Below are 14,823 nucleotides of genomic sequence, written 5' to 3'. Positions count from 1 at the left end.
CGTGGTGCCTCCGGCAAGCGTCCGGGCTACGTGCTCCAGTGGTTGGCTTCGTTGATGACGGCTTCGGCGAGTTTTGCGGTCTGAGTGGCGATCACTCGGGGTGGCACGGGACGACCTTGATCCAGCCACCAGGTGATGGCCTGGACGAACATCGCGGCCAGCACCGTGGGCACGAGGGCATCAGTCGCGCCCCGCCCGGATCCCCGTGCTGAATCCGGGACCTCCAGGTGTTCGCTGACCATCCCCGCGAGGGTGGCGCGCATCCTGTTCGCAAACCACGGGCTCCCCCGCCGGCCGAGCAGCGCGCCGTACAGCCGGTGGTACTCGGCGGTGTGCTCGAAGAACGCCACCCACCGATCCAGCGGTGGATCCGCGGTGCCGGCGGCCATCGTCCCGAGCACCGCATCCATCGCCTCGTCGAAGATCTGCTCGACCAACTCGTACTTGTCACGGTAGTTCCGGTAGAAGGCGGCCCGGCTGACCATCGCCCGCTCGGTGATCTCCCCAACCGTCAGCCGTTCGAAGTCGCGCTCGTCGATGAGCTCGATCAGTGCCTCCCGCAGCAGCTTGCGGGTCCGCCGGACCCGCAGGTTGTCCGTCGACTGCGACATTTCGGGCTCCTTGTCCCACTCGGGACGCCTGCGGCCAATCGATCCTTGTCGCGACCGCCGCGACCTGACGACACTCGGGACGAGAGACCCTTTGCCCCGATCGAGACAGAGTGTCTCACCGGATGTGGCATGTCAACTGAGACGAGGACGTGGATGACCGAGATGCGAGCAGTGCGGTACGAGCGCTACGGGCCGCCGGATGTGCTGGAGGTCCACCGGGTGCCGGTGCCCGAGCCGCGAGTCGGTGAGGTCCTGGTGCGGATGAGCGCGACCAGCGTCAACCCGGTCGAGGCTCAGGTCCGTGCCGGTCGGATGCGGCCGCTGAGTGGGGTCAAGTTCCCCAAGGGCACCGGCCAGGACTTCACCGGCGAGATTGTTGCCGTCGGCACGGGAGGCGATACCTCCGCGGTCGGACGCCGGGTCTGGGGAACCAAGCTAGGCCTGGGCAGCGCCACCGCCGCCGAGTACGTCCAGGTCAAGGAATCCCTCACCGCGGAAGCGCCCGCCGGCTACGACCTGGTCGCGGCCGCGGCACTGCCGACCGTCGGTCTCACTGCGATGACAGCCCTGCGCAAAGTTCGGGTACGGGCGGGATGTCGCGTCCTGATCGTTGGCGCAAGTGGTGGGATCGGCAGCGTCGCGATCCAGTTGGCCAGGGCCGCGGGTGCTCGGGTCTCCGCAGTGGCTGCGGCCCGGAACTCCGAGTTCTGCGCCGGCCTCGGCGCCGAGGCGACGTACGACTATCAACGGCTGGACAGCCTCACCGCCGCACCCAAGTTCGACGCGATCATCGACCTGTACGGCGCCGCACCGGCGCAGTACCGCCGGCGTCTCGCCGGCGGCGGGAGGATGATCTCGCTGGCCTCGAAGGGCATGGGATACGTGCTGCTGTCGTCCGTACTGCCCGGGCCGCGGGTGCGGATGGCGATCATGAAGCCGAAGCGATCCGACCTCGACGAACTCGCTGCCGCAGTAGTCCGCGGAGACCTGCGCAGCGTGGTCGACGAGACCTACCCACTGGACTCCATCGCTGAGGCCCACCGATCAATCGAAACCGGCCACAGCCGAGGCAAACGAGTCATCCGCATCGCCGAACACCGGGCGCCATAGGTCCAACGGGAGCGAGTCTTAGAAGTCGATTCGCATGACGGCTCGGCGGTGGGTGGGGCGGGATGCTTCGGTGTAGCCGGCGTTGGTGAATGTGGTGGGGGTGCCGACGGAGCCGCCGTCTACGAGGTCGGGGTAGCCCTCGATGGCGGTGGCGCCATGGTCGCGGGCGAAGGGGACGGTGGCTTGGGCCAGGGCGTGGCTGATTCCTCGGCGGCGGTAGCCGGCGCGGGTGACGAAGCAGGTGACGGACCAGACGGTGGGGTCGGTCTTGTCTTCATTGCGACCAAGCCAGGGGACGCGGTAGTCGCGGAGGAGTCTCGGGTGGTCTGCGCGCGGCGCGACGGCGCACCAGCCGACGGGCTCGCCGTCGAGATACGCGACCAGGCCGCTCGTCGACTGCGCCTTCTGGTTTCCGCAGGCGGTCTGGTCGCGGAGCCGGGCGGAGAGTTCTTCGGGTCCCTCGGACGCCCAGGACTCCTTGGGTAGCATGCGAAAGCGTTGGCACCAGCATCGTGCGGTGTCGCCGGCGGTGCCGAAGATCGCCTGCAGGTCCTCCCAAGCCGCCTGGTTGGCCGGAACGATCGTGAGCTGCTCGACGGTGACCGGCTCCCGCGATCCCGCCGTACGAGGAACAGGCACCCGCTTGGCCGCCGGCCGCTTCTGCTGACGAGGGAGCGCGTCGAACGTGAGCCGTACGTGCACCGCGTCGCCTGCGTCCAGTCCTTGCGGCTTGCGTACGGCGTCCTTCAGCGGGAGCAGATACCCGCCGCCCTTCGGCCACAGCGAGGTCGTCCACTCGGTGCTGCCGATCCGAGCGCGGATCGGGAGCATCCCCCAGCCGTAGCTGGCGGCCGATGCCGCCGCCCGTATCGCGAGACCTTCCTGCTCCGGCACGGAGACGAAGTAGTACGGCGCTGGGCCGCGCCACTCGAAGACCACCCCGCTGAACTCTTGATCCATGGCCAGATGCTAGGACCCAACCCGGACGGATCTCACCCCGGCATTGAGGGTTTGAGCCTGGCTGCCGCGTGCTGCCGACGGCAAGTCTTCATCGAACGGTTCAACGATACCGTTGAAGGTATGACTGCTGGGATCGAAAAGGCCGCCACCACCGTCGACTCTGCCACCGTCATGGCGTTGCTTCCAGACAGGCCGCGGCTGTTGGGCTTGGGTGAGCCGACCCACGGCGAAGAGGTTCTGCTTGTACTGCGGAACGAGTTGTTTCGACAGCTCGTCGAGCAGGAGGACTATCGGACGTTCGCGCTCGAGAGCGACTGTCTGATGGGTCTGGTTGTGGACGAGTACGTGAGGTCAGGCAGGGGCACCCTCGACGACGTCATGGCGCGCGGGTTCAGCCACGAGTGGGGCGCCTTCCCGGGCAACCGCGAGCTGGTGAAGTGGATGCGCTCGTACAACGACGGCCGGCCCGCGGGCGAGCAACTGCGGTTCGCCGGCTTCGACGGTCCGCTGGAGATCACCGCCGCGGCGAGCCCTCGGCAGGCGCTCACCGCACTACACGCCTACCTCGCTGCCTGGGGTGATGCCGACCTGCTGCCCTGTACGGCGGAAGCACTCGACCACCTGCTCGGCGCCGATGAGCAGTGGACCAATCCCGGCGCGATGCGGGACCCGTCTCAATCCGTCGGGCAGACATCCGAGGCCAAGGAGCTGCGGCTGCTTGCCGACGACCTGGTCGCCTTGCTCGATGCGCAGGCGCCTCAGTTGCTCGCGGCATCCACGCCGGCCGACTGGGAACGAGCACTCCTGTACGCGCGCACTGCCACCGGGCTCCTGCGCTACCACCGATGGATGGCCGACTCGTCCCCGAGCAGGTTGGCGTGGCTGCTCGCCGTACGGGATTCGATGATGGCTGCCAACCTGTTGGCCATCGCAGACCAAGGCCTCACACTCGTCAGCGCCCACAATGCCCACCTCCAACGCAACAAGAGTTCGATGCGCATGGGCGACATCTCACCGGAATGGTGGAGCGCCGGCGCAATCCTCAGCGCCCAACTGGGCACCGACTACGCCTACCTCGCCACAGCCCTCGGCACCATCCCCCACCAAGGCGTCGACGCCCCACCGCCAGACACTCTCGAAGGCCTCCTCTACACACTCCCAGAAGACACCTACCTCATCGACTCCACAGCCCTCGCTGACCTAACACTCACGCCCCGCGTATCCCCTTGGTACGGCTACTCCCCACTCGACCCAGCCCACCTGAGCAGCACCGACGCCATCGTCTTCGTGAAGCACGCCCGCCGACCCTAGGCGGCTGGTCTACGGACTGACTTGGGGACTCTGACTGATCAGTTCGGGTGCACAATGCGCCCCAAACCGAAAGCTGGTGACGCGTGGGGGAGTCAGCCTTTGACGGCGCCTGAGGCTAGGCCGGAGACGTAGAAGCGTTGGAGGGCTACGTAGAGGACTACGCAGGGGATCATGGCGATGACTGAGCCGGCGACGAGCGAGCCGAAGTTGACTTCGCCGTAGGCGCCGGCTTGGACGTTCACGAGGGCCACGGGGAGGGTGTAGAGCTCGTCCTTGGTGAGGAAGGTGAGGGCGCCGAGGAACTCGGTCCACGCGGCGAGGAACGCATACAACGCGACGGTGGCGGCGCCGGGGGTGACGAGGGGGCGGAGGACGGAGCCGATCATGCGGAGGGTGTTGCAGCCGTCCACGTGGGCGGAGTCCTCGAGTTCGACGGGGACCGAGGCGAACGAGTTTCGCATCACGAAGACGCCGAACGGGAGGTTGACCGTGGTGTAGAAGAGCACCAGGCCGAGCAGGCTGTCGGTCAGCCGGAGGACGTTCAGCTCCAGGTAGAGCGGAGTCAGGATCGCCTGGAACGGGATCATCATCGACACCACCACCAAAGCGAACAACAACGGCCCGCTCCGGAACCGGAATCGCGCGAAGCCGTAGCCCGCGAGCGTCGCCAGTACGGCGGTCAACGCAGCCGTGCTCAACGCGACCACCAAACTGTTGCCCACAGCACGAATCAGGTTGCCCGGCCCCTCGATCAGCGTCCGGAAGTTGTCCCAAGTCAGGTGGAAGAAGGTGGACCGGTCCGGTGCCGCGACGATCACGTCGTTCGGCTGCACCGATCGGAAAAGGGCCCACAGCAACGGTACGGCGAACACCAGGAAGGCACCGCCACCGCCGACGACGTACAGGACGTTCTTCAGCCTCATCGGTCAGTCCCTCTCGCGGAGCAGCCAGAACTGGAAGGCGGTGACGAGGCCGACGACCACCACCAGCACGATGGACAGTGCGGTCGCGGCGCCGAGCTGGAGCTGCACGAACGCGCGGTTGTAGATGTACTGGACGACCGTGGTGGTGTCCGTGCCCGGACCGCCGCGGGTCAGGATGTAGAACTGGGTGAACGCGAGCAGCGAGCCGACCACCGAGATGATCACCGCCATCGCGATCGTACGGCGCAGCACCGGGATGGTGATCTCCCGCTCCTGCTGCCACCACGTGGCCCCGTCCAGCTCGGACGACTCGTAGAACTCGCGCGGGATCGCCTGCATGCCGGCCATCAGGAGCATCATGGTCAGCCCGGACACACCCCAGATCACCAGCACGCAGATGAGCCCGGTCGCGAGCGGCCCGTCCACCAGCCAGGCTGTCGTGCCGTCGGTGATGTCGAGGGTGCGGAGCACGATGTTGATCGCGCCGCTGTCCGGTTGGGCTTCGAGCACGGTGACGAAGCTCAGCGTGGACAAGCCGACGACGAACGGGAGGAAGAAGATCGTTCGCAACAAGGTCGAGCCGCGCCGCTTGCGCCGTACCAGGACTGCCAGTGCATAGCCGAGCACCAGGATGGGCCCGGTCACGATGACCGTGTAGAGCAGCGTGTAGAGGACCGACTTGGCGAAGGCGGCGTCGGACGCGATCGCGGTGTAGTTCTTCACCCCGCTGAACTTCACCGAGCCGATCAACGGCCAGTTGGTCAGCGAGATCACCAGCGCGAACCCGAGCGGGACCAGCACGAACACCGCGACGAACAGTACGGCGGGTGCCACCAGCAGCAGCCCGGTCCGCGAGGGATGGGTCAGCGACCCCTGCCCGACCCGACGACGAGCGGCGGCACTGGCTTTGCGAGCATCAGGGTCAAGCCGATGCGAACTCCGGAGCGCCGTACTCATCGGCGTGCTCGCTTCGCTCCGGGCGCCGATGAGGCACAAGGTGCGCAGTGCTTGATGATGAACTCGCTTCGCTCGTTCATGCTTGCCCCTGGGCCAGGATGCGGTCGAAGTTGCTTTGGGCTTCCTTCATGGCGGCCTCCAGCTCGCCGTCGAACACTGCCCGGCGGAACATCTGCAGCCACGGGCCGTCCGGCTGGTTGTAGAGCAGGTTGTAGGACAGCGTGGTCGGCGCGTAGCCCTCCGAGATCCGCTCGAGCGGCAGCGTCGCGAGCGGGAACTTCTCCGCGAACTCAGGTGTCCGGGCGTCCGACCGGACCGGCGTGTAGCCGCCGGCCGGCAGCTCGACCTGCTGCGGCAGGTCGAGCGCGAACCGCACGAACTCCCACGCACCGGAGGCGTTGCGGGCCCCGCGCGGGATGCACATGTTGTCGCCGCCGTCGAAGAACGCCGCCCCACCGTCCGGACCGGACAGCAACCGGGGAGCCACCTTCTTGTGGAAGGCCTCGTCGGAGGCGGACACGACCACGCTGTAGTTGGACGGGAAGATGCCGATCTTGCCGGCCCGGAAGTCGCTCCCCCAGCGGGACGCGTCGTCGGAGAAGTTCGCCCGCGGCACCAGCCCGTCGACCCACAGCTGCCGGTGCAGCTCGAGCATTTGCCGGACCGCGTCGTTCCCGACGATGTCGCCGGACTGCTCGCCGATCGCGCCCTTGATCAGGTCGGTGTCGGCCGCCCAGATCATCGGCTGTACGACGAAGCCGAGTGCGCCGGGGCTGTTCGCCGGGAAGCTCCACGCGTAGATGTCGTCGCCCAGCTTCCGCAGCCGCCGAGCCGCGTCCAGCAGACTGTCGAACGACGTGATCGCCTCGTCCGGGTCGACGTCCGCCCGGTCGCACAGCTCGGTGTTGAACCAGAACATCGAGTTGTCGGCCAGGTACGGCACGCCGAACGCCCGGTCGTCCTTGGTTGCCAGCCGCAGGTGGCCGGGGCTGAGCTTGTCCCGGTAGTCCAGCGCCTGCAGGGGTTCGGTCAGATCGGTGAACGCGTCCCGGTAGATGAACAGCATCGAGTTGATGTCGTCGATGTCGACCAGGTCCGGCACCTCCCGGCCGCGGATCGCAGTCGCCAGCTTGGTCACGTACTGCGCGTCGAGCACCGGAGTGAGCTCGACCGTGAGCCGGTCCTGGGACGCGTTGAACTTCTTCACCAGGTCGGTCAGACCGGTTTGGGTGGCCGCCCGGCACCAGACCTGCACGGTGCCGGTGGCGTCCTGCCCGAAGCCCGCCGCCTGGACGTCGGGTTCGGGCAGGACGGAGCTGCAGCCCGGCACGCTGGCGGCCGCGGTGGCCGCAGCCGTCAGACCGAGGAACTTCCGCCGGGTCAGCATGATCAGGCCCTGGGCAGCCAGACGCGCATGGCGCCGATCTCGCGGTTGGCCCAGGCGTAGTACGGCACCGCGACGACGTCGACCTCATCGCCGGTCGCATCCGCAGCCTCACCAGTGAAAGGCCAGCCGCCTTGATGACCGGTGCCCACCTGACCGCGCGCCTTGAGCACGGTGACGCCGTCCAGCAGACCGTCTTCGTGGCTGCTGGCAACCGATGCCGACGGCAACAGGTGGAGGTCGTCGACGTTCGCCGCGTTGTCCACCTGCTCGACCGCGTAGACCAGCGGTCCGCGTTCCAGCGCGACATACCCGCGGACGGCGTCCACGCGCGGATCGGCCCCGATCACCCGAGTTGCCAGCGGCAACTGCAGGTCGATCTCCTGAGCTTCGACGCGAGCGTACGCGCCCGCCTCGACAGGCTTCCCGTTGACGGTCGCACCCGAAGCCCAAGCCGGGATCCGCAGCTCAACTGCAACCGGTCCACCAGCCGTGATCCGGACAGCGCCGTCCCAGGGATAGGCCGTCTCCACCTGAAGCTCAACGTCACCAGCCTTGAGCACACCGGCGGCGTACTGGTGGATCTGAACCACGCCGTCGCCGGCGCTGGCCAAGTAGCCGTCGAGGCTGGCCAGGGTGCGCATGATGTTGGGCGGGCAGCAAGCGCAGTCGAACCAGCCACGCCGCCCGTGCGCCGGACTGCGGCCGTTGTCGGGATGCGCCCCGCCGCGCAGCTGCAGCGGGTTGACGTAGAAGTACTCGGTCCCCTTGAGCGAGACACCGGCCAGGAAGCCGTTGTAGAGCATCCGCTCGATGGCATCGCCGTACGACGCCTCACCCGTGGCGAGCAGCATCCGCCAGGCCCACTGGATGCCACCGATCGCCGCGCAGGTCTCGGCGTACGCGCGGTCCGGCGGCAGCTCGTACTCGTCGCCGAAGGCCTCGCCCTCCCAGCGGGCGCCGAGGCCGCCGGTCACGTAGGTCTTCGTCGACCACATGTGCTCGAACTGCCGCTTCAGCGCGTCGAGCAGGTCGGTGTCACCGGTCTCGAGCGCGACGTCCGCGGCGCCGGCGGCGAGGTAGACGGCGCGGACCGAGTGTCCTTCGACCGTGGTCGCCTCGCGGACCGGGAGCCGGTCGGAGAAGTACGTCGGCTCGTGGCCGTGCTCCTTGATGATCCCGTGGCCGCGTGCCTCGACGAACCACCTGGCCAGGTCGAGGTAAGCCGCCGTACCGGTTTCTCGATACAACTCGACGAGCGCCATCTCGATCACCGGGTGACCGTCGACGTCGACCGTCTGTCCCGCCCCGTCGCCGAAGGTGGCGACCAGGTGGTCGGCGATCTTGATCGCGACCTCGAGCAGTTCGCGGTCGCCGGTGCAGCGGACCTGCGCGACCGCCGCCTGGATCAGGTGGCCGGCGCAGTAGTGCTCGTGGCTCCAGACGAGCTGCTTGTAGCGACCCTCGTCGCCGTACCGGAGCTGGACGACCGAGTCGAGGTAGCCGTCCTCGCGTTGCGCGGCGGCCACGATCGCGGTGATCTCGCGCTGGCGCTTCAGCAGCTCCTCGCTCGGGTGGCGGCCGTACTCCCAGGCGGCGGCCTCGAGCCACTTGTAGACGTCGGAGTCGGCGAACACCGGGCCGATCGCCTCGCCCTCGCCGATGCCGGCGGCGAGCCGGAGGTTCTGCAGGTTGCCGGCCGTCTCCAGCTGGTCCTGGCCGCTCGGGATCGCGCTCGCGCCGTTGCGGGCCTGGCGCGGCGCCCAGAACCCGCCGGTGATCGTGGCCTGGCCCAGGCCGAGCGGTTGCCAGCGGCCGCGCGTGCTCGCGGCGGGACTCCGGGAGGTGGTGACTGCGTCCGGGGAAGCACTCATAGGGGGAAGCTCCTGAGGGGGTCACGGAAGGGAACGCGGAAAATCCAGAACACGTTTTCCTTGACGAAGCTAGAGACGCGAGGCGACCTGGTCAACCCCCAAGACCTGGCTAAATCCGGACAAGCCGGGATTCGTGCTGTACTGTTTCCGGAAAGTTCGGAAAGGAGTTGCCGGATGGCGTCACGTGGTCCTTCGCTGCCCCGGATCACCGATGTGGCCGCACTGGCAGGCGTCTCCACGAGTACGGCGTCCAAGGCGCTCAACGACACCGGCCAGCTCCGCGAGGAGACCAGGCAGCGGGTACGGCGAGCCGCCGAGCAGCTCGGGTTCACGCCGGACAGCCGCGGCCGGGCGTTGTCGTCCGGGCGCAGCTTCACGGTCGGGCTGATCACCACCGACAGCTCGGGACGGTTCAGCATCCCGATCATGCTCGGCGCCGAGGACGCACTCAGCGCGGGCGAGATGGGCCTGCTGCTCTGCGACACCCGGGACGACCCGCTGCGCGAGCAGCACTACCTGCGCTCGCTGGTGTCCCGGCGGGTGGACGGCATCATCGTGACCGGCCGACGGACCGAGCCGCGGGTGCCGATCGACGTACCGATTCCCGTCGTCTACGCCTTCAGCCCGTCCACGGATCCGGCCGACACGTCGGTGATCGTGGACGACGATGGCGGCGCTTCGTCAACCGTGCAGCACCTGCTCAGCCTTGGCCGCCGGCGGATCGCGCACATCACCGGGCCGTCGTCCCACCACAGCGCCGAGGTCCGGGCCGCGGCGACCGTCAAGGCAGCCGGTGACGCCCTGGTCGGCGAGCCGCTGCACGGCGAGTGGAGTGAACGCTGGGGCCGGCACGCTGTCGACGTACTACTGCGAACCTCGGCCGACGTGGATGCGATCTCCTGTGGCAGCGACCAGATTGCCCGCGGGGTGTGCGACCGGCTTCGCGAGCTCGGCCGGTCCGTTCCCGACGACATCGCGGTCACCGGCTACGACAACTGGTCCGTGATGGCGCTCGCGAGCCGGCCGCCGCTGACGACTGTCGATCTCGAGTTGGAAGAGCTCGGCCGCCGTACCGCCAATCTCCTGCTCGACGCGATCGCGGGGTCGGCGCAGCCCGGGGTGATGGAACTGGCCACCCGGTTGGTGACCCGTGAGTCGACCCTGGGGACCTGAGTCACCAGATGGTTGCTCGGCGGACCGCCGTTGTCCGCCTGGACTCGGTAGATTCACCGGGTGCTGCGCAAGCTCCTGATCGGCCTCGCGGTGATCGCCACGCTGGTGGCGGGGGTGGGCACCGCGCGCCTGGTGCTGCCCCGAACCGATCCCACCGGCGGAGTCGTCAAGCAGCTCGCGTTCCTGCGAGCTGAGATCGAGGGCGGCGCCGACCACGCCGCACAGCAACAGTTCCCGGAGGGCTATTTCTTCCTCAACGCCCTCTACGGGCTGACCTGGGTCCAGGTCGGGCTCGCCGATCCTGCGCAATCGGTCGATGCGACAACCGAAGCCCGCTGGGCGCTCGACCGGCTCGAGTCCCCGAACGGGACCGCAGTCTTCGACGCGTCTCTGCGACCAAAGTACGGCGTCTTCCATGCCGGCTGGACGAACTACCTGCGCGGCGGACTCATCGCTCTCAAGCACGCCGACGCGGCCGAGATCGACGAGTTCACCCGGGCCTCGGTGGAGCTCGCGACCGCGTTCCGGACCGCCAAGACGCCGTTCCTGCCGGCGTACCCGGGCCAGGCGTGGCCGGTCGACTCGACCGTCGCGATCGCGTCGTTGCGCGCGTACGACGCACTTGTCGCACCGCGGTTCGGCTCGACCACGGATCGCTGGGTGGCCGCGGTGAAGACCGAACTCGACCCGGCGACCGGACTACTGCCGCATCAGGTCGAGCCGGAGACGGTCGGGGCGCGGGCGACGTCGCAGAGCATGATCCAGCGGTTCCTGGTGGAGATCGATCCGGCTTTCGCGCGGGCGCAGTACGAGATCTTCCGGGACAAGTTCGTCGCCGGCCTCGGGGTTCGCGAGTACCCGAAGGGCGTCGCCGGGCCGGGTGACGTGGACTCCGGCCCGCTGATCCTCGGGATCAGCCTGTCCGCGACCGTGGTCACGATGGGCGCGGCCAGGGTCGCGCACGATCCGTTCGCCGACCGGCTCGCCCGTGAAGGCGACCTGCTCGGCGTGCCGATCAGCGGCCCGACGACGAAGCGGTACGCCCTCGGCCAGGTGCCGATCGGCGACGCCTTCCTGGCCTGGTCGCTGTCCGCACGACCGCTCGTGGGCAGCGACCAGCCGGAGTTGAGAGGCAACTCCGGCTGGTGGCGGGTGCCGTGGTTGCTGCTGATCTGGTTGCCGGCGCTGATCCTGTGGCTTGCTGTGCGGTTCAGAGGGCCCCGAGGGAGCCGCCGAGCGCGCTGAGCTTGCGCGGCAGGTCGTACTCCGCGCCACCCTCGTGCCCGTTGTACGTGAACACCTCCAGTTGCGCCGGACCGCCGTACCGGTGGTATGCCGCGAAGACTGTGGACGGCGGACAGATGTTGTCCATCAGCGCGACCGAGAACCAGGCCGGACAGGTTGCCCGGGCGGCGAAGTTCACCGCGTCGAAGTACGACAACGTGCTCATCGCGGTCTCGATGCCGGTGCGGTGCCCCTTGAGCCAGCGGGCGATCTCGGCGTACGGCCCGTTGTCGGTGATCTGCGACGCGCGCCGGTAGTGACACAGGAACGGTACGTCGGCGATCGCGGCGGACAGGTCGTCACGCAGCCCGGCGACCGTCAGCGCAAGTCCACCGCCCTGGCTGCCACCGACAACGGCGACGCGAGAACTGTCGACGTCCGGATGGCTCTTCACGGCGTCGACCGCCCGGACGGCGTCCGTGATCAGCCGTCGGTAGTAGTGCTTGCGGGGATCCTCGATGCCTCGGGTGAGGAAGCCGGGTGACGACGAGCCGTGGCCGTCCGGCGCGATGTCCGGAGTGTCCGCCACGGTCTTGCCGCCACCGCCTTGGCCGCGATTGTCCATCACGAGGTGCGCGTATCCGGCCGCGCTCCAGGTCAGCCACTCGTAGGGGATGCCACGGCCGCCGTTGTAGCCGATGTACTGCACGACCGCAGGCAACGGTCCGCTGCGGTGCCGCGGCAGGAGCAGCCACGCCTTGACCGGTTGACCGCCCCAGCCGCTGAACGTCACGTCCTGGACGTCCACGGTCGCCAGCCGCGCGTCGTACGGCTCGAACCTGGCGTCGATCGGGCGGCCGGCCGCGTCCGTCAGCGTCTGCTTCCAGAACGCGTCGAAGTCCGCGGGCTCCTCCGGCTCCGGCCGGTACTCGCGCAACCGGTCCAGGGGCATGTCAACCAGCATCAGGTTCTCCTCAGTGGAAGGTGGCGGTCAGGGTTTCGCCGTGGCGGTTCGCGGTGTCGACAACCAGGCGCCAGCCGGACGCGATGCGGGTCGCCTGGACCCCGTCGTCGGCTGACACCAGGCGGAGACCAGGTTTGGCGAGCTCGACGGTGACCGACGAACGCCGCTGGGTCGGATCCGAGATCGCGACCTTGCCTGCGGCCACCACGACGGACGCCGGGCCGTCGGTGGTGAGCTCGGCGACCGTCCCGGCCGTCCAGAAGTTGGCCGCGAGCACGTTGCGCAGCCGGATCGCGTGCGCCGTCGCATCCGCGCGCAACCGGGTGACTGGCAGCCGGTTGGCGAAGGTCTTGGTCGCGTCGAGCGTGGCCGTGGGCAACTGCACGTAGTAGTAGCCCTGGGCAACGGGTGCAGTGCCGTGGTCGATCCAGACAGTCTGGTACGGGCGGGTCACCGGCGTGTCGGTGCCGTACTTGAGGTTGATTTCGCGCCAGGTCGCCGTACGGTTCTCCCGGAGGGCGCGCACCGGTGTCCGGTCCGGGAAGACGTAGCCGCCGGTCCCGGCCAGGTGACACCAGCCGGGTGCAGCGGTGAACGTCTCGCCTCCGGTCCGGAGCTTGCGGTTCTCCACGATCGTCTCGACCGCGCCCTCGCCGGTGATACCGGAGCCGAGGCAGACCATGACGTCGTCGATCAGGAACCAGCTCTTCAGGGCGGTAAGGCCGGTCCCGTATCCGCGCAGGTCCATGCCGTAGGCGCCGATCGTCCGAACGGGGACCGCCGTACCTCCGACCCAGTCGGCGTCACTGGTGGTGCGGAAACCGTACGAGTCGGCCAGCCGTCGCGTGTCGACCGTTGTCCCCGGCAACCGGTAGGGATCGACCGTCGGCCAGTAGTCGCCCGAGTAGTGGCCGAGGTCGTCGTCGTACACCAGCACCATCCCGTCGGACAGGTGCCAGCCGTGCAGGTTCTCGGTCTGGATCGACTCGTAGTTGTAGATCCGCGACGAGTAGGCGCTCAACCCGACGATGAACGCCGGCCGGTGATGCGCCACCTTGTCCATCCGCGGGTACTGCTTGTGTACGACGAGCGCACCCCGCGCCGGGGTGGCCGACGCCAGGACGGCCCGGGCCGCCACCAGCGAGGCCGGGTCGGTGACGGTCAGGAAGTCGCGGAAGGTGTCCTCGGTGATCCACTGCTTGACCAGCGCGGTGAGCCGGGCCGCGCGGTCGGCCGGCGCGGCCGGGATCAGCCGGAGCGTGCCCTCGATGATCGTCTGGGTCGGCGCGTGGTTCTGCTTGCTCGGCCGGGCGATCTCGCGGCCGCAGACCGAGCCCATCAGGTCGCCACGCACCATCAACGGGTCGAACGCGTCGTCGATCCAGTGGTAGATGTTGTCGAGGTCCGGGTCGGTCACGGTCCACTGCGTGCCGCCGAGCAGGTACAGCAAGGACGAGAGCGTGCCGAGCAGTTCCTTGCCGTAGCCGCCGTTGTACGGGTGCTTGTAGTGCTGCAGGAACGAGCCGTCGCTGTAGAAGCCCTCGCCAGTGCCGTTGTCCGTCCGATCAGGTGCGTCGTTGAACGCGAGCACGCTGTTCGCGCCGTCGCCCTCGACATCGCTGATCGCGTCCCGGACGCGGGTCAGCGCGGCGGCGTCACCGTCCAGCACCGCGCGGACCGCGACCACGGTGGCGATCCAGACCCGGTTGGCCCCGGTTGCGATCTGCCGATTGAACCGCCAGAGGTTCGGGTCCGGGGTGTAGTGGTTGATCGCGGTCGTGTACGTCGTCCGCAGGTCGGCCGGCATCGCGTCGTACAGCAGGACGAGGGTGTCCGCGAAGGCGCCGGCCGCGCCGATCTCCCAGTCGTAGTCGTTGTCGTACCGCGGCAGCGTCGGGCTGTAGCGGTTCGTGTGCATCCACTCGAGCGCGCCGAGGATGTCCGCGGCGACGCTCGCGTTCCCTTCGTACGCCGACCCGTTCGTGGCCCACGCGACCGCGAGCTGCTTGATCCGGCGGAAGTTGGAGGCGACGTGGTTGGACAGCGTCGTACTCGCGAGGTCCGGCCAGAGCGTCGTACGCGTCGCGGACCGGTCGAGGGTGGTGAGGGCGGAGCGGGCGTCCTTGTCGATCCGGGCGATCGCGACAGCGAGGTCCGGGTCGGCGGGGTCGACGGTCGGGCCGCCGGTGAGCAAGGTGTGCCAGCGCAGCCGCAGTTCGTCGGTCGGGCCGGCTGCCCAGGAGGTTGCCGGTACGGCGAACAGCGCCGCCGAGCCGATCATCCCGCCGAGCACGGTGCGTCGGCGGAGGGTGAGGTCTGACATAGGAGTCCT

12 protein-coding genes are annotated in these 14,823 nt (G+C 68.5%); 4 read left to right on the top strand and 8 right to left on the bottom strand.

Annotated elements, in window-relative coordinates:
- Positions 1-26: 26 nt before the first annotated feature.
- Positions 27-611: a TetR/AcrR family transcriptional regulator gene (locus ACIBL3_RS13265; protein WP_396353552.1), complete on the bottom strand. Its 585-nt coding sequence runs from the start codon at positions 609-611 to the stop codon at positions 27-29.
- A gap of 153 nt (positions 612-764) precedes the next feature.
- Between ACIBL3_RS13265 and ACIBL3_RS13260 the strand changes: the two genes are divergently transcribed.
- Entirely contained in the window at positions 765-1,721 is a 957-nt protein-coding gene (locus ACIBL3_RS13260) for an NAD(P)-dependent alcohol dehydrogenase (RefSeq protein WP_396353551.1), read from the top strand.
- A gap of 18 nt (positions 1,722-1,739) precedes the next feature.
- Here the strand turns inward: ACIBL3_RS13260 and ACIBL3_RS13255 are convergent, their stop codons facing one another.
- Positions 1,740-2,681 carry a GNAT family N-acetyltransferase gene (locus ACIBL3_RS13255; RefSeq protein ID WP_396353550.1) on the bottom strand — a complete coding sequence of 314 codons (942 nt, stop codon included), beginning with the start codon at positions 2,679-2,681 and terminating at the stop codon, positions 1,740-1,742.
- A 120-nt stretch (positions 2,682-2,801) separates the two neighbouring features.
- On the opposite strand from ACIBL3_RS13255, the gene ACIBL3_RS13250 reads away from it, so the two are divergent.
- On the top strand, positions 2,802-3,992 hold the full coding sequence (locus ACIBL3_RS13250; protein ID WP_396353549.1) for an erythromycin esterase family protein: 1,191 nt from the start codon (positions 2,802-2,804) through the stop codon (positions 3,990-3,992).
- Positions 3,993-4,084: 92 nt separating this feature from the next.
- Here the strand turns inward: ACIBL3_RS13250 and ACIBL3_RS13245 are convergent, their stop codons facing one another.
- From ACIBL3_RS13245 to ACIBL3_RS13230, 4 genes are all read right to left on the bottom strand, one after another.
- Positions 4,085-4,915, bottom strand: a complete 831-nt coding sequence (locus ACIBL3_RS13245; protein ID WP_396353548.1) for a carbohydrate ABC transporter permease — start codon at positions 4,913-4,915, stop codon at positions 4,085-4,087.
- 3 nt (positions 4,916-4,918) lie between these two features.
- Positions 4,919-5,872, bottom strand: coding sequence for a carbohydrate ABC transporter permease (locus tag ACIBL3_RS13240; protein WP_396353547.1), 954 nt, complete (start codon positions 5,870-5,872; stop codon positions 4,919-4,921).
- Between the two features lie 76 nt (positions 5,873-5,948).
- Entirely contained in the window at positions 5,949-7,259 is a 1,311-nt protein-coding gene (locus ACIBL3_RS13235; protein ID WP_396353546.1) for an extracellular solute-binding protein, read from the bottom strand.
- A gap of 2 nt (positions 7,260-7,261) precedes the next feature.
- Positions 7,262-9,130, bottom strand: coding sequence for a glycoside hydrolase family 127 protein (locus ACIBL3_RS13230; protein WP_396353545.1), 1,869 nt, complete (start codon positions 9,128-9,130; stop codon positions 7,262-7,264).
- Positions 9,131-9,304: 174 nt separating this feature from the next.
- Here ACIBL3_RS13230 and ACIBL3_RS13225 point away from each other — a divergent pair, with 174 nt between their 5' ends.
- Entirely contained in the window at positions 9,305-10,303 is a 999-nt protein-coding gene (locus ACIBL3_RS13225; protein WP_396353544.1) for a LacI family DNA-binding transcriptional regulator, read from the top strand.
- Positions 10,304-10,363: 60 nt separating this feature from the next.
- A complete protein-coding gene (locus tag ACIBL3_RS13220) occupies positions 10,364-11,548 on the top strand; it encodes a hypothetical protein (RefSeq protein WP_396353543.1) in 1,185 nt (394 codons plus the stop codon).
- On the opposite strand, the gene ACIBL3_RS13215 is transcribed toward ACIBL3_RS13220, so the two are convergent.
- Together ACIBL3_RS13215 and ACIBL3_RS13210 are read right to left on the bottom strand one after the other, a co-directional pair.
- Positions 11,514-12,491, bottom strand: coding sequence for an acetylxylan esterase (locus ACIBL3_RS13215; RefSeq protein ID WP_396353542.1), 978 nt, complete (start codon positions 12,489-12,491; stop codon positions 11,514-11,516). The two genes, ACIBL3_RS13220 and ACIBL3_RS13215, sit on opposite strands and share 35 nt — an antisense overlap.
- A 10-nt stretch (positions 12,492-12,501) precedes the next feature.
- Positions 12,502-14,814, bottom strand: coding sequence for a polysaccharide lyase 8 family protein (locus ACIBL3_RS13210; protein ID WP_396353541.1), 2,313 nt, complete (start codon positions 14,812-14,814; stop codon positions 12,502-12,504).
- Positions 14,815-14,823 lie beyond the last annotated feature (9 nt).

It is taken from the genome of Kribbella sp. NPDC050124, assembly GCF_044460355.1.
In the GTDB taxonomy this organism is placed as follows: domain Bacteria; phylum Actinomycetota; class Actinomycetes; order Propionibacteriales; family Kribbellaceae; genus Kribbella.
Note: the sequence above shows the minus strand (reverse complement) of the source record. Positions and strands in the feature narration are given on the sequence as shown.